This is a genomic window from Geodermatophilus sp. URMC 61 (assembly GCF_052931555.1).
The window spans coordinates 5,091,257-5,112,350 of record NZ_JBRFHZ010000002.1; the positions used below are offsets into that span (position 1 = coordinate 5,091,257).

Annotated in this window: 17 protein-coding genes and 1 tRNA gene; 13 read left to right on the forward strand and 5 right to left on the reverse strand. The window is 74.0% G+C overall.

The window, feature by feature from the left end; genetic code table 11:
* Nucleotides 1-37: 37 nt before the first annotated feature.
* A complete protein-coding gene (locus ACU610_RS23890) occupies nt 38-1,153 on the reverse strand; it encodes an MFS transporter (protein WP_446770176.1) in 1,116 nt (371 codons plus the stop codon).
* Nucleotides 1,154-1,761: 608 nt separating this feature from the next.
* Between ACU610_RS23890 and ACU610_RS23895 the strand changes: the two genes are divergently transcribed.
* A complete protein-coding gene (locus ACU610_RS23895; RefSeq protein WP_446770177.1) occupies nt 1,762-3,573 on the forward strand; it encodes a PQQ-dependent sugar dehydrogenase in 1,812 nt (603 codons plus the stop codon).
* Here ACU610_RS23895 and ACU610_RS23900 read toward each other — a convergent pair.
* Nucleotides 3,562-5,085, reverse strand: coding sequence for a dolichyl-phosphate-mannose--protein mannosyltransferase (locus ACU610_RS23900; RefSeq protein WP_446770178.1), 1,524 nt, complete (start codon nt 5,083-5,085; stop codon nt 3,562-3,564). The genes ACU610_RS23895 and ACU610_RS23900 overlap by 12 nt on opposite strands.
* A 103-nt stretch (nt 5,086-5,188) precedes the next feature.
* On the opposite strand from ACU610_RS23900, the gene rsmI reads away from it, so the two are divergent.
* Nucleotides 5,189-6,028, forward strand: a complete 840-nt coding sequence (gene rsmI, locus ACU610_RS23905) for a 16S rRNA (cytidine(1402)-2'-O)-methyltransferase (protein ID WP_446770179.1) — start codon at nt 5,189-5,191, stop codon at nt 6,026-6,028.
* A gap of 93 nt (nt 6,029-6,121) precedes the next feature.
* Here rsmI and ACU610_RS23910 read toward each other — a convergent pair whose 3' ends face one another.
* A complete protein-coding gene (locus ACU610_RS23910; RefSeq protein ID WP_446770180.1) occupies nt 6,122-7,042 on the reverse strand; it encodes a DUF559 domain-containing protein in 921 nt (306 codons plus the stop codon).
* A gap of 159 nt (nt 7,043-7,201) precedes the next feature.
* On the reverse strand, nt 7,202-8,308 hold the full coding sequence (locus ACU610_RS23915) for a magnesium and cobalt transport protein CorA (RefSeq protein WP_446770181.1): 1,107 nt from the start codon (nt 8,306-8,308) through the stop codon (nt 7,202-7,204).
* A 103-nt stretch (nt 8,309-8,411) separates the two neighbouring features.
* Between ACU610_RS23915 and ACU610_RS23920 the strand changes: the two genes are divergently transcribed.
* The 11 genes from ACU610_RS23920 to ACU610_RS23970 all read left to right on the forward strand — a co-directional run bounded on the left by ACU610_RS23920 (nt 8,412) and on the right by ACU610_RS23970 (nt 20,710).
* The gene (locus ACU610_RS23920) at nt 8,412-9,902 is read left to right on the forward strand and encodes an amino acid permease (protein ID WP_446770182.1); all 1,491 of its coding nucleotides are present in this window, start codon (nt 8,412-8,414) and stop codon (nt 9,900-9,902) included.
* Between the two features lie 101 nt (nt 9,903-10,003).
* Nucleotides 10,004-10,639, forward strand: a complete 636-nt coding sequence (locus tag ACU610_RS23925) for a hypothetical protein (protein WP_446770183.1) — start codon at nt 10,004-10,006, stop codon at nt 10,637-10,639.
* A gap of 32 nt (nt 10,640-10,671) precedes the next feature.
* Nucleotides 10,672-12,468 carry a methionine--tRNA ligase gene (metG, locus tag ACU610_RS23930; RefSeq protein WP_446770184.1) on the forward strand — a complete coding sequence of 599 codons (1,797 nt, stop codon included), beginning with the start codon at nt 10,672-10,674 and terminating at the stop codon, nt 12,466-12,468.
* Complete coding sequence (locus ACU610_RS23935) at nt 12,465-13,343, forward strand: TatD family hydrolase (RefSeq protein WP_446770185.1); 879 nt, start codon at nt 12,465-12,467, stop codon at nt 13,341-13,343. Before metG ends, ACU610_RS23935 begins: the two co-directional genes overlap by 4 nt.
* A 194-nt stretch (nt 13,344-13,537) precedes the next feature.
* Nucleotides 13,538-14,377 (forward strand): hypothetical protein, encoded by an 840-nt coding sequence (locus ACU610_RS23940; RefSeq protein WP_446770186.1) that lies wholly within the window; start codon nt 13,538-13,540, stop codon nt 14,375-14,377.
* A 520-nt stretch (nt 14,378-14,897) separates the two neighbouring features.
* The gene (locus tag ACU610_RS23945) at nt 14,898-15,998 is read left to right on the forward strand and encodes a ubiquitin-like domain-containing protein (RefSeq protein ID WP_446770187.1); all 1,101 of its coding nucleotides are present in this window, start codon (nt 14,898-14,900) and stop codon (nt 15,996-15,998) included.
* Between the two features lie 153 nt (nt 15,999-16,151).
* Nucleotides 16,152-16,877: a 16S rRNA (adenine(1518)-N(6)/adenine(1519)-N(6))-dimethyltransferase RsmA gene (gene rsmA / locus ACU610_RS23950; protein WP_446770188.1), complete on the forward strand. Its 726-nt coding sequence runs from the start codon at nt 16,152-16,154 to the stop codon at nt 16,875-16,877.
* A complete protein-coding gene (locus ACU610_RS23955; protein ID WP_446770189.1) occupies nt 16,874-17,839 on the forward strand; it encodes a 4-(cytidine 5'-diphospho)-2-C-methyl-D-erythritol kinase in 966 nt (321 codons plus the stop codon). Before rsmA ends, ACU610_RS23955 begins: the two co-directional genes overlap by 4 nt.
* Before the next feature lie 242 nt (nt 17,840-18,081).
* Nucleotides 18,082-18,154: transfer RNA gene (locus ACU610_RS23960), tRNA-Gln, on the forward strand.
* 30 nt (nt 18,155-18,184) lie between these two features.
* The gene (glmU, locus tag ACU610_RS23965) at nt 18,185-19,681 is read left to right on the forward strand and encodes a bifunctional UDP-N-acetylglucosamine diphosphorylase/glucosamine-1-phosphate N-acetyltransferase GlmU (RefSeq protein WP_446770190.1); all 1,497 of its coding nucleotides are present in this window, start codon (nt 18,185-18,187) and stop codon (nt 19,679-19,681) included.
* A gap of 48 nt (nt 19,682-19,729) precedes the next feature.
* Nucleotides 19,730-20,710 carry a ribose-phosphate diphosphokinase gene (locus ACU610_RS23970; protein ID WP_446770191.1) on the forward strand — a complete coding sequence of 327 codons (981 nt, stop codon included), beginning with the start codon at nt 19,730-19,732 and terminating at the stop codon, nt 20,708-20,710.
* Nucleotides 20,711-20,713: 3 nt separating this feature from the next.
* On the opposite strand, the gene ACU610_RS23975 is transcribed toward ACU610_RS23970, so the two are convergent.
* On the reverse strand, nt 20,714-21,091 hold the full coding sequence (locus ACU610_RS23975; protein ID WP_446770192.1) for a hypothetical protein: 378 nt from the start codon (nt 21,089-21,091) through the stop codon (nt 20,714-20,716).
* Between the last annotated feature and the right edge of the window lie 3 nt (nt 21,092-21,094).

A 21,094-nucleotide genomic window follows, 5' to 3' on the forward strand; every position in this document is an offset into this window, starting at 1 on the left:
GTCGCAGGTGTCCGGCGTCACCGTACGGAGGAGCGGGTCAGGCGCGGGCGCGCAGCCCGCTGTCGACCGCGTCGGGGGCGCCACCGAACTCGTCGGCGACCTCACCGGCGACGTCCGGCTCGCCGCGCAACTCGGCGTCCGCCGCGGCCAGCATCGACCGGCCGGTGGCGAGCACCGCGACGGCGGCGAGGACGGCTCCCGCACCGACGACGAAGGGCAGGTGCTGGTTCCAGTGCTCGGCGAGCTCGCCGGCGACGAAGGGCGCCAGGCCGCCGCCGAGGAAGCGCACGAAGCCGTAGGCCGCCGAGGCGACCGGCCGCTCCACGGGGGAGACGAGCATGACGGCCTGGGTGGCGAGGGTGTTGTTGACGCCGATGAACACCCCGGCGACGACCACCGCCGTGACGAGCACCCACCGGGTGTCGACGAAGACGCCGATCACGAGCAGGTCGAGGGCGAAGAGGGCCAGCGCCGCCGACAGCGACCGGGCGGTGCCGAAGCGCGTCTGCAGGCGGGGCGCGGCGACGACGGAGAAGAACGCCACCAGCAGGCCCCAGCCGAAGAAGACGAAACCCAGCTGCAGCTCGGAGAGCTCCATCGGGAACGGCGCGTAGCCGAGCATCGTGAAGAAGCCCCAGTTGTAGAGCAGGGCGGTGGTGCTCATGGTGAGCAGGCCGCGGTGGCGCAGAGCCTCGAGCGGCGCGCCCAGCGGGGTGGGCCTCGCGGGCGCCGGGGTGGGGTCGAGGAGGACGACGGTCGCGACGAGCGCGATCGCCATGAGCGCCGAGACGCCGAAGAACGGGCCGCGCCAGCTGATGTCGCCCAGTAGGCCGCCGAGCAGCGGGCCGGCCGCGATGCCCAGACCCAGGGCGGCCTCGTAGAGCACGATCGCCCCGGCGAAGCCGCCGGACGCCGACGCGACGATCACGGCGAGCGAGGTCGCGATGAACAGCGCGTTGCCCAGGCCCCAGCCGGCGCGGAAGCCGACGATGCCGTCGATCGAGCCCGACAGCCCGGCCAGCCCGGCGAACACGACGATCAGCGCGAGCCCGGCCACGAGGGTGCGCTTGGCGCCGATCCGGCTGGACACCCAGCCGGTGCCGAGCATGGCGACCGCGGTGACCAGCAGATAGCTGGTGAACAGCAGGGTCACCTGGCTGGGCGTGGCGTCCAGCTGGGCCGACAGGGCGGGGAGGATCGGGTCGACCAGGCGATCCCCATGAAGCTGACGACGCAGGCGAAGGCGACGGCGTACACGGCCTTGGGCTGCCGTGGCATGCCCGCCCGGATGGAGGCACTCACGTCATCCAGTTGTAATACGCAACCATCTTGCGGGCCACTCCGGGGTCAGGACCATGACGGGAACCACATCCGGTCGAGCCGACCGGGGCGGTGAGGTCGTGGCGACGCTGCGCAGGCGCCACGCGTGGCTGCACCGGGAGTGCGGCGGCTGCTCCGTGGCGCCTGCTTGCCGACCCGCTGCTCGCCCGTGACGGTGCGCGGCCATGGTCATGCCGAGCAGGGACCGGGTGCGCCGTCCGGCGTCGTGGTGGTTGCTGGAGCAGCCCCGGACCCTGTGCCTGCTCGTCGCGCTGACCGCGGCGGCGGCCGGGCTGTTCCCACCCGGGGCGGCGCGGGCGGATCCGGCGCTCCCCCCGGGCTTCGCGCTGCGCGAGCTGCCCAGCGGACAGGGCGAGGCTGCCCACCGACATCGCCTTCGCCCCCGACGGCAGCTGGTTCACGACCGGCAAGAACGGCCGGGTGGCGTGGGTGGCGGCCGACGGGCGGGTGACGACCCTGGCCGACCTCCCGGTCGTGACGGTGGGAGACCTCGGTCTCACCGGTGTCGCCGTCGCGGCGGACTACGACGAGTCCCGGACCGTCTACACCGTCCGCACGCTGGACGTCGAGGGCGCCTGGACGACGCGCCTGAGCGCCTGGACCGTGGTCGGCTCGCCCGACCCCACGGGGATCGACGCGGAGCGCGTCCTCTGGGACATCCCGGCCGGCTCCGACGTCCACGCCATGACCGACGTCGTGGCCGCCCTGGACGGGACGCTGTGGGTCTCGACCGGCGACTCGGCCGACTTCCGGCTGGTCGATCCCCAGGCGTTCCGGGCCCTCGACCTCGAGGAGGGCTACGGGAAGCTGCTGCATGTCACGCCGGACGGCGCCGGCGTCCCGACCAACCCCTACTACGACCCGGCGACGCCGACCTCCTGGACGAGCCGGGTGTACGCCAGCGGCTTCCGCAGTCCCTTCCGGTTCAGCCTCGACCCCGCGACCGGTGGGCCCGTCGTGGGCGACGTCGGCTGGAACACGTGGGAGGAGATCGACGTGGCGCTCCCCGGCGGGAACTACGGCTGGCCCTGCTGGGAGGGGGACCTCCCGACGCCGGGGTACGCCGACCTCGACGCCTGTGCCGGGGTGCCGAACACCGCCCCGCTCTGGAGCTACCCGCACGGCCCGCAGGGCACCAGCGTGTCCGGGGGCGTGGTCTACACCGGCTCGACGTACCCGCCCGAGTACCAGGGGGCGTACTTCTTCGGCGACTACTCGGCCGGGCGTCTCTACACCCTGCGGTACGACGGACGGGGCCGGCTCGTCCGGCCGCCGGAGGCCGACGGGTTCGGATCCGACGTCGGTGGTCCCGTCGCGTTCGCGTCCGCACCGAACGGCGACGTCGTGTACGTCGACATCCGCGGCAACCGGGTCCTCCAGCTGGTCCACACGCCGGGCAACCGGGCGCCGTCGGCGCGCGCGGCCGTCACGGGGGACCCGGCGACGCGGACCGTGGTCTTCGACGGCGCCGGTTCCGGCGACCCGGACGCCGATCCGCTGACCTACGCCTGGGACTTCGGCGACGGCAGCACCGGCGAGGGCTCGGTGGTGGAGCATCCGTACGCGGAGCCCGGCACCGCGGCGGTCACGGCCACCCTGACGGTGACCGACCCGCTGGGCGCACAGGGGACGACCGAGCTGACGGTGGTGCCGGCCGAGGGCATCCCCGTCCTCGAGCTGACCGCGCCGCCGGCGGAGGACCGGTTCGCCGTCGGGGACCCCGTGCGGGCGACAGCGACGGCCACGGACGCGGAGGACGGCCCGCTCGACGTCACCTGGAGCGTGGTCCTGGTGCACTGCAGCGGCGGCTACTGCCACGACCACCCCGGGGAGTCCTTCTCCGGGCCGACCTTCGAGCGCGCGTTCGAGGACCACGGCGACGACACCCGGATGGAGGTCACGGCGATCGCCGAGGACGCTGCCGGCGTCCGGAGCCGGGCCACCTTCGTCGCCCGGCCGCGGCTGCACACCCTGGTCGTCACCTCGTCCGTGCCGAGCCCGATCACGGTGAACGGGGTCGCCCGCACCAGTGCCGGACTGACGGCCGGTGCCCGGGTGTCGGTGATCGCGCCGGACGTGGCCAGTGACGGCCGGTCCACCTTCGCCGGCTGGGGCGACGGCTCGCCCCGCGGGCGCGAACTGGTCATGCCCGACGCCGACCTGACGCTGAGCGCGACGTACACGACCGCCGCGGGGACCGGCCCGCTCAGTACGCCGCGGTCAGAACCATGACGGGAACCACATCCGGTCGAGCCACTCCGCGCGCGACAGCGGCTCCCCGGTGAGCACGGGCAGGAAGAACACGAAGGTCGCCGCCACCACGCCGACGTAGAGCGCGACGACGCCCAGGCCGACCTGCCGGCGCAGTGGCGAGGCGCCGGGGCGGCCCAGCACGTCCTGCAGCGCCAGGACTACGGCCAGGACGAAGAACGGCAGCACGGGGGCCGTGTAGAAGACGAACATCGTGCGCTCGGGGTTGAGGAACCAGGGGCCCCAGCCCGCGGCGATCGCGACGGCGACGGTCAGCGCGGCGGGGTCCCGGCGGGCGACCAGCCGCCAGGCGAGCCACACCAGCGCCGGCGCGAAGGCGAACCAGAGCGTCGGCGTCCCGAGCATGAGGATGTAGCGGATGACCGGGTCGCCGGCCGCGTCGGTGAGGCCCTGCGGGTTCCACAGCAGGATCGGGCGGCCGTTGACCAGCCAGCTCCACGGCCCGGACTCCCAGGGGTGCGGGGTGGACAGGCCGTTGTGGAAGGCCAGCCACTCGGCGTGCTGGTGCCACAGCGAGCGCAGCGCGTCGGGGACCCACGGGAACGCCGTCTCCGGGTGCTGCTGCGCCCACGCCTTGCCCTGCGAGGTCTCGCCGAGGAACCAGCCGGTGAAGCTGGCGAGGTAGGTCAGCACCGGGACGGCGGCCAGCGCCCACAGCGCCCCCGGCAGCCCGCGGCGCGCGGCGGTGCGGGTCGGGCGGGGGACGCCGGCCTCGCGCCAGGCGGCGCGGTCCCAGAACAGGCTCAGCACCGCGAAGGCGGCCAGGAAGTACACCCCGCTCCACTTGACCGCGCAGGCGCACCCGAACAGGAACCCGGCGGCCAGCCGCCACCCGCGCGGGCCGAGCCGGAAGCCGTGGGGCGTCGCGGGGTGCGCCCGGACGCGCGCCCGCACCGTGTCGCGGTCGACCACCAGGCAGGCCACCGCCGAGACGACGAAGACCTGCAGGAAGACGTCGAGCAGGCCGATCCGCGACAGCGTGAAGGCCAGGCCGTCGAGCGCCAGCAGCAGGCCGGCGACCAGGCCGAGCAGCGTCGAGCCGGTGAGCCGCCGGGTCAGCCGGGTGAGGACGACGACGGCGATGCTCCCGGCGACCGCGGAGGGGAACCGCCAGCCGAAGGAGTCGTAGCCGAACAGCCCGATGCCGCCGGCGATGAGCCACTTGCCCAGCGGCGGGTGGACGATGAACGTGTAGCCGCGGTTGTACTCGTGCCCCCACTCGAGCAGCTCGCGCGCCTCCGGCGGGTAGTACGCCTCGTCGAAGAGCAGGTCGGCCGGGTAGCCGATGTCCCACAGCCGGATCCCGAGGGCGAACAGGCCCAGCAGCGCGGTGAGCACCCACGCGAGGACGCGGTCCGACGGCAGCGGCGGGGTCGTGTCGCGGCGCGGGCGGGGGAGCGGACGGCGGCGCACCCGGGTCGACGGGAGGTCGCCGGGCTCCCGGTCCGTGCGCTCGGGAGCCAGCACCGCCATGCGGCCAGGGTAGTGAAAGGACCCGCCTGCCCCCCGGCGCTCGCGAGTTCGTGCCGAGCCCCTGCCGGCGGGCCCACGGCAATCGTCGTGACAGGCTCGTGGCATGGTCGGACGGCTCGTGCTCGGTGGGGCGCCGCTGGGACAGCCCGGGGACGTCGGCCCGCGGTTGCGCACCGCGATGGCGACCGCGGACGTGCTCGCCGTCGAGGACACCCGCCGCCTGCACCGCCTGGCCGCCGACCTCGAGGTGCAGCTGTCGGGCCGGGTGGTGACCTTCCACGAGTCCGTCGAGCGCTCCCGGCTGCCCGGCCTGCTGGCCGCCCTGGCCGAGGGGCGCACCGTCCTGCTGCTCACCGACGCCGGGATGCCGTCGGTCTCCGACCCCGGATACACGCTGGTCCGCGCCGCGATCGAGGCCGGGGTCGAGGTGACCTCGGTGCCCGGGCCGTCGGCGGTGACGACGGCGCTGGCGGTGTCGGGCCTGCCGGTCGACCGGTTCTGCTTCGAGGGCTTCCTGCCGCGCAAGGCGGGGGAGCGGCGGTCGCGGCTGGCCGGCCTGGCCGACGAGCGCCGCACGATGGTCTTCTTCGAGTCGCCGCACCGGCTGGCCGACGCGCTCACCGACGCGGCGGCCGCCTTCGGGGACTCCCGCCCCGCAGCCGTCTGCCGGGAGCTGACCAAGACGCACGAGGAGGTCCGCCGGGGGGTCCTCGCCGAGCTGGCCTCGTGGGCGGCCGACGGCGTGCGCGGGGAGATCACCGTGGTCGTCGGTGGCGCACCCGCGGCCCCGGCGTCGCTCTCAGCCGAGGAGTTGGCCGCTCTCGTGGCCGAGGAGGAGGCCGCGGGCGCCACCCGCAAGGACGCCATCCGCGCCGTCGTCGTCCGCACCGGGCTGCCCCGTCGCACGGTCTACGACGCCGTCGTCGCCACCAAGTCCGACTGACCCAGCGGGTTGCGTTGGGCATAGGAGGCAATGCATACGTCCGGGCTGGTCCAGACGTATGCATTGCCTCCTATGCCTGGTCCGGGCGGCGCGTCAGCCGGCGAGCTGGGCCATGCGGGTCCGGTAGACCTCGAGCACCCGCGCGCGAACGCTCGCGGGATCGCGCAGCACGTCCGCGTAGGTGAAGCGCAGCACGACCCAGCCGGCTGCGGCCAGAGCGCGGTCACGGGCGAGATCCTTGCGTCTGTCCTCAGGGGACGTGTGGTGCTGCGCCCCGTCGAGCTCGACCGCCAGCTTGGCCTCGGGCCAGCACCGGTCCAGCCAGATCCGCCCGGTGGGTAGCTGGAGCCGGTACTGCCCGACGCTGGGCGGTAGCGAGCGGTGGCGGAACACGTTCAGCACACCGTGGGCCTCGAGTTCGCTCTGGCAGCCGTCGGCGATGAGCTCGATGGTCTGGTGCAGGCTCCGGCGCCCCGCGACGTTGGGGCGCTCGAGCAGTGCCTCGCGCAGCAGTCCCGCCGTCGTCAGCCCTCGACGGACGAGGTCGAGTGCAAGAGGACGCCGTTCCGCCGTCGGGAGCAGCGGCCAGGAGTCGATGACCGACCGCGGCAGCGTGGTGACCCGGAACCCGCCTCGCTCGACGCACTGGCTCGACTCCGGGTCGAAGCGGAGCCGCCGATGGACGACGAGACCCGGGGCGCCGGCACGCTTGATGCGTTGGTCCACTGTCATGTGCAGGGGCCGTTCGAGTGGTCGCACGCCCCAGAGGGCGAGCGCGGTGGTGTGGCTCAGCGCCGCCACCGGGCCGGCGTGGAGGACAGCGGCTCGGAGGGCCGTCGCGTCATCGACGGCGGAGTCGCGCAGTCGGTACACGTGGGGGAAGACACGGACGAGGTTGCTCCGGCCGACGTGGCTGTCGAGGACCTCCCGCGGGAGGCGCTCCAGCAGTTGCTGCCGGGTCGCCAGACCACCCCGCTCGGCCAGCGTTGCCCTGATCACCGCGCGCCAGTCCACGGGCGCAGCCTCGTGCTCTTCGGCGGATGGCGGTGCCGTGCGAGGCGGACCTGTGGATGACCGGAGCGGCGTCCCACCCAGGGCATAGGAGGCAATGCATACGGCTGGTCCGGCTGGAATGTATGTAAAGCCTCCTATGCCTACGGAAACGCCCCAGCCCTACAGCCAGCCGTTGCGCTTGAAGCCGCGGTAGAGCAGCAGGCAGGTGCCGATGATCACCAGCAGCACCAGTGGGTAGCCGTAGCGCCACCGCAGCTCGGGCATGTGCTCGAAGTTCATCCCGTAGATCCCGGCGATCGCGGTGGGGACGGCGACGATCCCGGCCCAGGCGCTGATCTTGCGCATGTCCTCGTTGTCGGCCATCTGCGTCCGGGCCAGCGACGCCTGCAGGATCGAGGTCAGCAGCTCGTCGAGGGCGCCGACCTGGTCGCGCACCCGGATGGCGTGGTCCTCGACGTCGCGGAAGTAGGACCGCATCGCCGCCGGGACGACGTCGAACTGCCTCTCGGCCAGCTTCTCCAGCGGCACCTCGAGCGGGGAGACCGCCCGGCGAAGCGACAGCAGCTCCCGCTTGAGCTGGTAGAGCCGGCCGATGTCGTCGGTGCGCTCCGGACTGAACACCGAGGCCTCGAGCTCCTCGACGTCCTCCTCGACCGCGGTGGCGACGCCGACGAAGGCGTCGACCACGCTGTCGGCGACGGCGTAGAGCACCGATGCGGGCCCCAGGCACAGCAGGTCCGGCTGCGACTCCAGGCCGCGGCGCAGGTCGGCCAGGCCGCCGTGCTCACCGTGTCGCACGGTGATCACGTAGTGCGGCCCGACGAAGACCATGACCTCGCCGGTGTCGACGACCTCGCTGGTCGCCGTCAGCTGGTCGTGCTCCACGTACCGCGCGGTGGTCAGCACCATGAACAGGACGTCGTCGTAGCGCTCCAGCTTCGGCCGCTGGTGGGCGTAGACGGCGTCCTCCACGGCCAGCGGGTGCAGCCGGTAGTGCCCGGCGATCTCACCGAGCTCCTCCTCGGTCGGCGCGTAGAGGCCGAGCCAGACGAAGCCACCCTTGTCCACGGCCACCCGCAGTGCCTCGTGCGGCTCGACCGGGGGCTCCCGGCGTCCGTCGACGTAGACGGCGCAGTCGACGACCGGGCCGACGCCGTCCGGGCGGGACGGCGTCGTGCGCGGCGGGCCCGCGGGTCGCGGACGGGTCGACGGGGGCTCCGTCGGCAGCTCCCGGGGCAACCCGCGGGGGACCTCCGTGCCGGGCATCCGGACTCCTCTCCGAGCGGGTCGACGGCACAGCGTAGGCATGCGGGACGGCGGTACCCGTGCCACGCTCGCGGGGTCCGGATCCGCTGAGAGGGGTGGCGTCGTGGCCGTCAACACCCGTCGGGTGAAGTCCGTCGAGGACTCCATCCGGGACACCGACGAGCCGGAGCACCGGCTCAAGAAGAACCTGTCAGGACTGGACCTCACGGTCTTCGGCGTCGGCGTGATCATCGGCACCGGCATCTTCGTGCTCACGGGCATCGTGGCCCGGGACCAGGCCGGCCCCGCCGTGGCGATCTCGTTCGTCATCGCCGGCGTGGTGTGTGGGCTGGCCGCCATCTGCTACGCCGAGTTCGCCTCCACCGTGCCGGTCGCCGGGTCGGCGTACACGTTCTCCTACGCCACCTTCGGCGAGTTCGTCGCGTGGATCATCGGCTGGGACCTCGTCCTCGAACTGGCCCTGGGTGCCGCGACGGTCTCCGTCGGCTGGTCGGGCTACCTCAACCAGCTGCTCGACGACATCGGCACGCCCCTGCCGTCGTCGATCGCGGGTGAGACGGCGACGATCAACATCCCGGCGATCTTCGTCGCCCTCTTGATGACCGGCGTCCTGATCCTCGGGATCAAGCTCTCCTCCCGCGTCACCGCCATCATCGTGGCGATCAAGCTGGTCGTCGTCCTGCTGGTGATCGTGGTCGGTTTCTTCCTGACCAAGGCCGAGAACTACACGCCGTTCGTCCCGCCGGCCCAGCCCGCGGCCGCGGGGGAGGACAGCTGGCTCCACACGCCGCTGATCTCGGTGCTCACCGGGTTCAGCCCCGGCACGTACGGCTGGGGCGGCGTGCTGGCCGGCGCCGCGATCGTGTTCTTCGCGTTCATCGGTTTCGACATCGTGGCCACCGCGGCGGAGGAGACCCGCAACCCCAAGCGGGACATGCCGCGCGGGATCCTCGGCTCGCTGGCCATCTGCACCGCGCTGTACGTCGCGGTCTCGCTGGTGGTCGTGGGGATGCAGAACTACACCGAGCTGAGCGCGACCGCCCCGCTGGCGGGTGCCTTCTCGGCCAACGGGTGGCCCGTCTTCTCGAGCCTCATCTCGCTGGGCGCGCTGGCCGGGCTCACCTCGGTGGTCATGATCCTGATGCTCGGTCAGTCCCGGGTGCTGTTCGCGATGAGCCGGGACCACCTGCTCCCGCCGGCCCTGGCGAAGGTCCACCCCCGGTACGGCACCCCGTACCGCATCACGATCGCCACCGGTGTCGTGGTCGCGCTGCTGGCCGGGTTCGTCCCGCTCACCGCGCTCGCCGAACTGGTGAACATCGGCACGCTGTTCGCCTTCTTCCTCGTCTCGATCGGCGTCTGGGTGCTGCGGCGCACCCGCCCGGACCTGCACCGCACCTTCCGGGTGCCGTGGGTGCCGGTCCTGCCGATCGTCTCGGCGCTGGCCTCCCTGTGGCTCATGGCCAACCTGCCCGCGGACACCTGGCTGCGCTTCTTCGTCTGGATGGCGCTCGGCATCGGGATGTACTTCGTCTACGGCCGCAGCCGGAGCCGGATGGCCAGCGGGGAACGACGGCCCGCCGGGCAGGCCTGACCACCCCGAGGGGTGAGGCCGCCCGTCCAGGCCCTCCAGCCGCCCGCTCCGGGCGCCGACCCGACCGGTGACCGACGTCCCCGGCCAGGGAGAGCACACCCGTGGCGACCACCGTCCTCGACGCCCGCGAGACCCCGCGCGCGCCGTCGTCCCTCGACCGGCGCCGGCCGCCGGCCACCGTGCTGGCGGCCGCGGCGGTCGGCGTGACGGAGGCGGTCGCGCTGCTGGCGGCCGGGCTGACCGGGCTGGACGGCCTGCTGCTGTCCCCGCTGCGACCGCCGGGGCCGGTCGTGGTGGTCGTGCTGCTGCTCCTCGCCGGGTGGGTGGTGCTGTGCGCCGGTGGTGGGGTGCTGCTGCTCGACCGGTCCGGACGGCGGGTCTACACGGCCGTGGCCACCACCGAGGTCGCGCTCGTCGGGGCGCTGACGGCGCTCGCCCTGCTCACGCCGCTGTTCGACACGCTGCCGGTGGGCCTGCCGCTACCCGCGCTGGCGCTGCTGACCCTCGGCCTCCCGGTCGGCAAGCTGCTGCTCGCCGGCGCGCCCTCGGTCGTGGCCTGGGTCGCGGAGGGCCCGCACGTCCCGGCCGCCCGTCCCGAGCCGGCGGCCGCCGGCCCGCGGACCCGGGTAGTCACCCTCGCCGTCATCGGTCTGGCCCTGGTCGCCGTCGCGCTCAGCACGCCGGTGCCGGCCGTGGCTCCCGACGCCCCGGCCACCGCGGGCACCAGTCAGCCCTGAACCGGGTGGACGCCGCCGCATAGGCTCGTGCCGTGAGTGATCGGCACATCCTGACCGCCGTGGCCTGGCCCTACGCCAACGGCCCGCGGCACATCGGCCACGTCTCCGGCTTCGGCGTCCCCTCGGACGTCTTCAGCCGCTACCACCGCATGGTGGGCGACCGGGTCCTGATGGTCAGCGGCACCGACGAGCACGGGACGCCGATCACCGTCGCCGCCGACGCCGAGGGCGTGACCCCGCGGGAGATCGCCGACCGCAACAACCGGATCATCGTCGGCGACCTGCAGTCGCTGGGGCTGTCCTACGACCTGTTCACGCGGACGACGACGGTCAACCACGCCCGCATCAGCCAGGAGATCTTCCTCGGCCTGCTGAAGAACGGCTACGTCTTCCCGAGGAGGACGCTCGGCGCGATCAGCCCGTCGACCGGACGCACCCTGCCCGACCGCTACATCGAGGGCACCTGCCCGATCTGCGGCTACGACGGCGCGCGCGGCGACCAGTGCGACAACTGCGGGAACCAGCTGGACCCGGTCGACCTGATCAACCCGAAGAGCCGGATCAACGGCGAGACGCCGAAGTTCGTCGAGGAGGAGCACTACTTCCTCGACCTGCCGGCCTTCACGCGCTCCCTCGGCGACTGGCTGGACTCGCGGCGCGGCTGGCGGCCCAACGTCCTGAACTTCGCCAAGAACCTGCTCACCGACCTCAAGCCGCGCAGCTACACCCGCGACATCGACTGGGGTGTCCCGGTGCCGCTCGAGGGCTGGCGGGACCGCTCCGACAAGCGCATCTACGTGTGGTTCGACGCCGTCGTGGGGTACCTGTCGGCGTCCATCGAGTGGGCCCGCCGCTCCGGGGACGACGACGCGTGGCGGCAGTGGTGGCAGACGCCGGACTCCGACGCCTACTACTTCATGGGCAAGGACAACATCGTCTTCCACGCCGAGATCTGGCCCGCCCAGCTGCTCGGCTACGACGGCGAGGGCGACAAGGGCGGGACGCCGGGGTCGCTGGGCCGGCTCAACCTGCCGACCGAGGTGGTCTCCAGCGAGTTCCTGACCATGGAGGGGCGCAAGTTCTCGTCGTCCCGCCAGGTGGTCATCTACGTGCGCGACTTCCTGGCCCGCTACGACGCCGACGCGCTGCGCTACTTCATCGCCGCGGCCGGGCCGGAGACCCAGGACACCGACTTCACCTGGGCGGAGTTCCTGCGCCGCAACAACGACGAGCTGGTCGCGGGCTGGGGGAACCTGGTCAACCGCACGGTGTCGATGGCGGCGAAGAACGTCGGCGCCGTCCCGACGCCGGGCGAGCTCACCGCCGCCGACCGCGCGCTGCTCGACAGCACCAAGGGCGCCTTCGGGCCGGTCGGGGAGCTGCTCTCGCGCAACCGGCAGAAGGCCGCGGCCACGGAGGCGATGCGGGTGGTCGGCGAGGCGAACAAGTACCTGTCCGACCAGGCGCCGTGGAAGCTCAAGGAGGACCCGGCCCGCCGGGACACCGTGCTGCACACCGCGCTCCAGGCGGTCAGCGACTGCAACGCGCTGCTCACCCCGTTCCTCCCGCACTCCGCGCAGAAGGTGCACGAGCTGCTCGGCGGCACCGGGGTGTGGTCGCCGGCGCCGCGGGTCGAGGAGGTCACCGACCTCGACGACGGCTCGCCGTACCCGATCATCACCGGCGACTACGACGAGGGGCAGGCGGTCTGGGCCTCCCGGCCGCTGCCACCGGGGACGCCGCTGTCGCCGCCCACCCCGGTGTTCCGGAAGCTCGACGAGTCGATCGTCGAGGAGGAGCTGGCCCGGCTGGAGGAAGGTACGAAGTGAGCCGGTCGGCCGCGTCCCGTGCGAACCGGCGGGGCGAGGCGCCGCCGTCCCCGGAGCCGCTGCCGGCTCCGGCGGTCGACAGCCACACCCACCTCGACATCGTCCTGAACGGGTTCCGCCCGGAGGACGGGCGGCCGCCGGCCCCCCAGGACGTCGACGCCGAGATCGCGGAGGCCGCGGCCGTCGGCGTCCCGCGGCTGGTGCAGGTCGGCGTGGACGTCGACTCCTCCCGCTGGTCGGCCGAGCTCGCCGCCCGGCACCCGAACGTGCTCGCCGCCGTCGCACTGCACCCCAACGAGGCGGGCGCAGGAGCGGCGACCGACGACGCGTTGGCGGAGATCGACCGGTTGGCGGCGCTGCCCCGGGTGCGGGCAGTGGGGGAGACCGGCCTGGACCGCTACCGCACCGGGCCGGACGGCTGGGCGGCGCAGGAGGCCTCCTTCCGGGCGCACATCCGGATCGCCAAGGACCGCGGGGTCGCGCTGGTCATCCACGACCGCGACGCGCACGAGGAGATCCTCCAGGTGCTCGAGGACGAGGGTGCCCCCGAGCACACGGTCTTCCACTGCTTCTCCGGCGACGCGTCCTTCGCCCGGGCCTGCGTCGAGCGGGGCTTCGTGCTGTCGTTCGCGGGCACGCTGACCTTCGGCAACGCCGGCTACCTGCGGGAGGCCGCCGCGCTCACGCCGGTCGAGCAGCTGCTGGTGGAGACCGACTCGCCGTTCCTCACCCCCATGCCGTTCCGCGGCCGGCCCAATGCCTCCCGGCTGGTGCCGCACACGGTGCGAGCGCTGGCCGAGGTCACCGGCGTCGAGCTCGAGGAACTCTGCGCCCACCTGACCGCCACCGCCGAGCGCGTCTTCGGCAGCTGGTGAAGGACCCCGCTGCCCCCCACGCCTCGCGAGCTCGGCGCAGGCCCCTGTAGCGGGGCCGGCCCATCCAGTTCCTCACCCCACGTCTCGCTGGCGCTCGCCGCGGGACCCTGCGGCGGGGCCGACGGCGACAGCCGGGGTCGCCGTGTCATGACGGCGACACGTCACGTGCCGCACATCGGGGGGACACTGGCCCCGTGGGCCGCCTCATCGCCGTCGTGCTCTTCATCGCCGTGCTGGTGCCCGGTGTCCTGCTCGCGCGCGCCTGGGCCCTGGCGGCCGGTCGCCGGGCCGTCGCCGCCGCGGCGGTCGGGTTCACCACGCCCACGCCGGAGGGGCTCGCCACCGTGGCCCGTCAGGCCCAGCACGGACGCCGCGTGCGCCGGCTCGGCTTCCTGCTCGGGCTGGTCGGCATCGGCGTCAGCATCGCGCTGTTCGCCGAGGCGTCGGTCTTCCTGTGGCTCCCGGCTCTCGTCCTGGGGCTGCTGCTGGGCGTCGTGCTCGCCGAGGCGACCCGCCCCCGGCCGCGCTGGCGGGTCGGCTCCCCGCCCCGCCGCCCGCGCCAGTCCGAGCTGATCTCGATGGTGCTGCTCTGGTCGATGCGCGCGGTCGTCGTCGCCGAGCTGGCCGCCGCCGTCCTCATGTGGCGGCGGGACGAGCTGCCCGACAGCGTCGGCTGGGTCGCCGTCGTCGTCCCGCTGCTCGCCTGGGTGCTCGCCGAGGTGGCGCTGCTGCGGGCGTGGGTGCGCCCGTTGCCTGCCGAGGGCGCCGACGTGCCGGTCGACGAGGCGCTGCGCACCTGGACGGCGCACCTGGTCGCCGCGGCGGTCAGCGTGATGGCGCTGCTGCCGCTGGGGGCCCTGCTGCTGACTGCGGGCATCGACCTCGGTGACCGCGTGACCAATGGCTTCGACCTGCTGCCCGTGGCCCTCGTCGCCGGGGGCTTCGCCGGGCTGGCCGCGGGCCTGGCCCTCGCCGTCTTCCTGGTGACCTGGCTCAAGCCGGTCCGGGTCGACGACCGTGCGCTGACCGTGTGATCTGTCGGCCTACCGGCCGACACCGCGTGATCTGTCGGCCTACCGGCCGACACCGCGGCCAGGTGCCGTCCCCGACCGGCGTTGAGCCCTGCCCGGCGCTCGATCGCGGGAGCCTCCGGCCCCCACTCCTCGCACCGCCTCGCGGAGCGGTCCCGATGGCACCGCGGCCACGTGCCGTCCGCGAGCACGTGATCATGCTGTGGTCTTGATCACTCCGCTGGCCTCATGCCACGCATCCGTCACACGTGTCCCACCCGGCGCGTCCGTCACTGTCCGTGTCGGCGCGTCCACGAGTCGACACATCGCCTCGCTGGTTCACTCCTCGCGCACCGTCGTGAAACGCATCGTGCTCGTTATCGTGTCGTGACCAGCCGGGGTGGGGACCGTCCCGGAGGGCACCACGACCGGGAGCTCCGGCTCCCGGTCGTCTGCCGTCCGAGCCGGGACGCGCTCGGTACCCGCCAGCCGGCGTGGTGCCCGCGCGCGCCTCTACCCGGGTCTCCTGAGCCCTGGAAGAGTCGTGCCCCGATCGCTGAAGTCCGTCCTCTTCGCCCTCGTCCTGCTCGGACTCGTGGGGGGCTCCGCGGCCTACGTCGCCGCGCAGAAGTCCGTGACGCTGACCGTCGACGGGCAGGCCCGCGAGGTCCGCACCTACGCCGGCACCGTCGGTGACGTGCTCGAGGAGGAGGGGCTGCAGACGCAGTCGCACGACGTCCTCCTGCCGGACGCCGCCGCGGCCGTCGCGGACGGCGACACCGTGGTGCTCAACCGCGCCCGTCCGCTCACCCTCACCGTGGACGGCGTGCAGAGCGAGGTCTACGTGACCGCCCTGTCGGTCGACGAGGCGCTGGCCCAGCTCGGCTACCGCGCCGAGGACCTGGTCGTCTCCGCCAGCCGCAGCGAGCGCCTCCCGCTCGACGGCATGGAGCTGTCGATCACCACGCCCAAGCCCGTGACCCTCGTCGCCGACGGCCAGGAGCGCGTCGTCACCACCACCGCGGCCACCGCCGGTGACCTGCTCGCCGAGCAGGGCATCACGCTCGGCGCCACCGACCGCACCAGCATGTACCCCGACCAGGCGCTCCTGGCCCACATGCGGCTGCAGGTCTTCCGCGTTCAGGTCAGCGAGGTCGCCGTCCCCGCGCCGATCGACCACCGGACCGTCGAGACCCAGGACCCCGACGCCTTCGAGGGCGACGAGACGGTCACGCAGGAGGGCGTCCCGGGGGAGCAGGTGACCACCTACCGGGTCACCGTCACCGACGGCGTCGAGACCGGCCGCGAGCAGCTGGCCACCACGGTCACCCGGGAGCCGGTCGACGAGCTGGTCACCGTCGGCACCAAGGAGCGCCCGGCCTCCGCCGGCAACACGCCCAGCGCCGACGGGCTGAACTGGGCTGCCCTGGCGGCGTGCGAGTCCGGCGGTCGTCCCGACGCGGTCAGCGGCACCGGCAAGTACCGGGGGATGTACCAGTTCTCGCAGGCGACGTGGAACGCTGTGGGCGGCAGCGGCGACCCGGCCGCCGCCTCGGCCGACGAGCAGACCTACCGTGCGCAGCTGCTCTACCAGCGCTCCGGCGCCGGCCAGTGGCCGCACTGCGGCTCGCGCCTCCTCAACTGATCGGACCCTGCTGAGCTGAGCACCCCACCCGAGCCTCCCTGCGGGCTGCTGGGCCCGGCCGCCATCCGCGACCTGGCCCAGCAGCTCGACCTGCGTCCGACCAAGACCCTCGGGCAGAACTTCCTGCACGACGCCAACACCATCCGGCGGATCGTGCGCACCGCCGAGCTCACCCCCGAGGACGTCGTCCTCGAGGTCGGCCCGGGGCTCGGCTCGCTGACCCTCGGGCTGCTGCCCGTCGTCGCGCACGTCACCGCCGTCGAGATCGACCCGCGGCTGGCCGCGCTGCTGCCGCGCACCGTGGCCGAGCGCGCCCCGGAGTCGGCCGACCGGCTCACCGTCGTCGAGGCCGACGCGCTGCGCATCCGCGAGGTCCCGGGGCCCGCCCCGACGGCGCTGGTGGCCAACCTGCCGTACAACGTGGCGGTGCCCGTCCTGCTGCACCTGCTGGAGCTGCTGCCGACACTGCGGCGCGCGCTCGTCCTCGTCCAGGCCGAGGTGGCCGAGCGTCTCGCCGCGGCCCCCGGCTCGGCGGCCTACGGCGTGCCGTCGGTGAAGGCAGCCTGGTACAGCGACGTGCGGCGGGCCGGCAACGTCGGACGGCGGGTCTTCTGGCCCGAGCCCAACGTCGACTCCGGCCTGGTCGCCCTGGACCGCCGTCCACCGCCGCCCGGGGACCGCGGGGCCACCTTCGCCGTCGTCGACGCCGCCTTCGCCACCCGCCGGAAGGGACTGCGGGCGGCGCTCGCCCGCTGGGCCGGCAGCCCGGCGGCCGCCGAGGCCCGGCTGCGCGCCGCCGGCATCGACCCGACCACCCGCGGCGAGCAGCTGTCCGTCGAGGACTTCGCCCGGCTGGCCGCGACGGAGGCCCCGGCATGAGCTGGTCCTCACCCGGCGGGCCCGGCCGGCTGGCGGGCGACGGCGCCGTCGTCGCCCGTGCCCCCGCCAAGGTCAACCTGCACCTCGCGGTCGGGCCGCTGCGCTCCGACGGCTTCCACGAGCTGCGTACGGTCTACCTGGCCGTCTCGCTGTTCGACACGGTGACCGTGCGGCCCGGCGACGGGCTCTCCCTCACCGTCACCGGCGAGGGGACGGCGGGCAGCGGTGCCGACGCCGTCCCGACCGACCGCCGCAACCTCGTCTGGCGGGCCGCCGAGCTGCTGGCCGAGCACGCCGGGGTGCCCGCCGACGCCGCCATCCGCATCGACAAGTCCATCCCGGCCGCCGCGGGGCTGGCCGGGGGCAGCGCGGACGCCGCCGCGGCGCTGGTCGCCCTCGACGCGCTGTGGGGTACCCGCGCCACCCGCGGTGAGCTGACCGCGCTGGCCGCGCGCCTGGGCAGCGACGTCCCGTTCAGCCTGCTCGGCGGGGTGGCCCTGGGCTCCGGCCGGGGGGAGCAGCTGTCGCCGGTGCTGGCCCGCCGCCGCTGGGACTGGGTGCTCGGCATCGCCGGGGAGGGGCTGTCCACGCCGGCGGTCTACGCCGAGCTGGACCGGCTGCGGGCCGCAGGCCGGGTGCCCGACGGCGGGGAGCTGCCCTCGCCCGACCCGGTGATCGCGGCGCTGCGCAGCGGGCCGGTCCCCGCGCTGGCCGCCGCGCTCAGCAACGACCTGCAGCCCTCCGCCCTCTCGCTGCGGCCGGACCTGCGGCGGGCGCTGCGCGCGGCGACCTCGGCCGGGGCCGCCGGGGCGCTGGTCAGCGGGTCGGGCCCGACGGTGGCCGCGCTCGCCGAGGACGAGGACTCCGCCGTCCGGCTGGCCGCCGCGCTGGCGGGGGAGGGGGTCTACCGCACCGTCCGGGCGGTGCACGGACCGGTGCCGGGCGCGCGGCTGGTCGGCTGAGCGCTCCGCTCCGGCCCCTCGGCCCGCTGGCCGCCTCGGAGATCCGTCGTGCCGGCGGGAGGGACGGGCGGCCCCCAGGTCGCGGGTGCGGTCCGGCGAGGCCGTCGTACCCTTGCGGGGCCGTGAGCTACGTCACCGTGGGGAGCCCCGTCGGTCGAGCCCTGGCGCGGGGGTCGGGGCCCGGCCGGGGTGGACGCCTAGGCTCTCGTCGGGCGCCGGTCCGGCGTCCACGCCGCCCGCGATGGGGGATGGGGTAATCGGCAGCCCGCCGGCCTTTGGAGCCGGGAAGTCTCGGTTCGAGTCCGAGTCCCCCAGCAGGCGTCGACGTCGAGGCCGAGGAGATCCGTGTCCGTTCCGCAGCCGTCCGGTGCCGCCCCCGAGGGCGGGATCGCCGCCGTCGTCGTCCTCGCCGCCGGGCAGGGCACCCGGATGAGGTCGTCGACGCCCAAGGTGCTGCACGCCCTCGGCGGGCGCAGCATGCTCGGCCACGTCCTGGCCGCGACCGCGCCGCTGGCCCCGCGGCACACCCTCGTGGTGGTCGGTGCCGGCCGGGAGGCCGTGGAGGAGCACCTGGCTCAGGTCGCCCCCGACGCCCGGCCGGTGGTGCAGGAGGAGCAGCGTGGGTCCGGTCACGCCGCGGTGGTGGCGCTGGCCGCCGTCCCCGACCTCGAGGGCCCCGTGCTGCTGGTCAACGGCGACGCCCCGCTGCTGCGCCCCGAGACGGTGACGGCGCTGGTCGACGCGCACCGTGCCGCGGGCAACGTGCTCACCGTGCTGACCGCCGAGGTCGACGACCCCACCGGCCTGGGCCGGATCGTGCGGGACGCCGACGGCGCGGTGACGGCCATCGTCGAGCAGCGCGACGCCACCCCCGAGCAGCGCGCCATCCGCGAGATCAACGCCGGCGTCTACGTCGGCGAGGCCGCCGCGCTGCGCCGGGCGCTGGGTTCCCTGGGCGAGGACAACGACCAGGGCGAGCAGTACCTCACCGACGTCCTCGGCCTGCTGGTCGCCGAGGGCGCCCGGGTCGGCGGCGCCCCGGCCGAGGACCCGGTCGACGTGCTCGGCTGCAACGACCGCCGCGAGCTCGCCGCCCGCCGCCGCACCCTCAACGACCGCGTGCTCGACGACCTGATGCGCGCCGGCGTCACCGTCGTGGACCCGGCCACCACCTGGGTCGACGTCACCGTCACCGTCGCGGCGGACGCGCTGCTCGAGCCCGGCGTCCACCTCCGGGGGACGACGTCGGTCGCGACCGGCGCCGTGGTCGGACCGGACACCACCCTGGTCGACACCACCGTGGAGGAGGGCGCCAGCGTGGTGCGCTCGCACGTCCTCGGCGCGGTCGTCGGCCCCGGCGCCACCGTCGGCCCGTTCAGCTATCTGCGGCCGGGCACCCGGCTGGCCGCCGGCGCGAAGGTCGGCGCCTTCGTCGAGACCAAGAACGTGCAGGTCGGCGAGGACTCCAAGGTGCCGCACCTCTCCTACGTCGGCGACGCCACGATCGGGCGGGGCGCCAACATCGGCGCGGCGACGGTGTTCGTGAACTACGACGGCGTCGAGAAGCACCACACGCGGGTCGGCGACCACGTGCGCATCGGCTCGGACACCATGCTCGTGGCGCCGGTCACCGTGGGGGACGGCGCCTACACCGCGGCCGGCTCGGTGATCACCAACGACGTCCCCCCGGGGGCGATGGGCGTCGCGCGGGCACGCCAGCGGAATGTGGCAGGCTGGGTACGGCGGCGCCGTCCCGGGACGGCTGCCGCGAAGGCCGCGGAGGCGGCCGGGGATGCAGGGGCCGAGGCGGCGGCCGACACTCGCGCAGAGGCGTCCGAGTAGAGCCCGCCGGTCGCCCGACCAACGCGACGAGCAGGGGTAGACGAGCCGATGAGCGCGATCCGGCAGACCACCAGCAAGAGCCTGATGCTCTTCTCCGGCCGGGCCTACCCCGAGCTGACCGAGGAGATCGCCGGGCACCTCGGCGTGACGCCGACCCCCACCGCGTCCTACGAGTTCGCCAACGGTGAGCTCTTCGTCCGCTTCGAGGAGTCGGTCCGCGGCTGCGACGCGTTCATCGTCCAGAGCCACACCGCGCCCATCAACACCTGGCTCATGGAGCAGCTGCTCATGGTCGACGCCGCCAAGCGTGCATCGGCCAAGCGGATCACCGTCGTGGCCCCGTTCTTCCCCTACGCCCGGCAGGACAAGAAGCACCGCGGCCGCGAGCCCATCTCCGCCCGCCTGGTCGCCGACATGTTCAAGACCGCCGGCGCCGACCGGCTGATGACCGTCGACCTGCACACCGCGCAGATCCAGGGCTTCTTCGACGGCCCGGTCGACCACCTCTTCGCGCTCGACCTGCTCGTCGACCACGTCAAGGAGCGCTGGGGCGACCGGGACATCACCGTCGTGTCGCCGGACTCCGGGCGGGTGCGCGTCTCCGAGCGGTGGAGCGACAAGCTCGGTGGCGTCCCGCTGGCCTTCATCCACAAGACCCGCGACCCGATGAAGCCCAACGAGGTCGTCGCCAACCGCGTCGTCGGCGCGGTGGAGGGCCGGGCGTGCGTCCTGGTCGACGACATGATCGACACCGGCGGCACGATCGTGAAGGCCGCCGAGACGCTGTTCGACGCCGGCGCCGCCGACGTCATCGTCTGCGCCACCCACGGCGTCCTCTCCGGCCCGGCGGTCGACCGGCTGAAGAACAGCCGCATCAGCGAGGTCATCGTGACCAACACGCTGCCCATCGAGCCGGCCCGCCAGTTCGACAAGCTCACCGTCCTGTCCATCGCCCCGCTGCTGGCACGGGCGATCAAGGAGGTCTTCGAGGACGGCTCGGTGACGAGCCTCTTCGGCGGCGCGAGCTGAGCGTCAGCCGCCGAAGGGCAGGAGGACCGGCTCGGCGAGCCGGGAACGCAGGCGCAGGGCGAGCGTCTGGGGGCCCGAGACCCCGCTGGTGTCGAAGAACGTGACCTCGTTCATGCGGCCGGCCAGCGGTTGCACCGTCGAGGCCACCACGGGACACGTCCTCCCGGCGGCGTCGGCGAGGTGGTGGGCCTCCCGGAGCTCCCGGTGCGCATCAGCGGCGCACTCCGGCCACGACAGGTGGACGCTGAGCTCGTCGAGCCACTCGGTGACCAGGAGCAGCGTGACCGCCGTCCGGCCGGGCGCGGCGACGACGATCCCCGGCGCCCACGTCCGCCGGACGTAGGCCGCGGCGGCGTGCCCGGCCAGCGCCCCCACCACCATGGA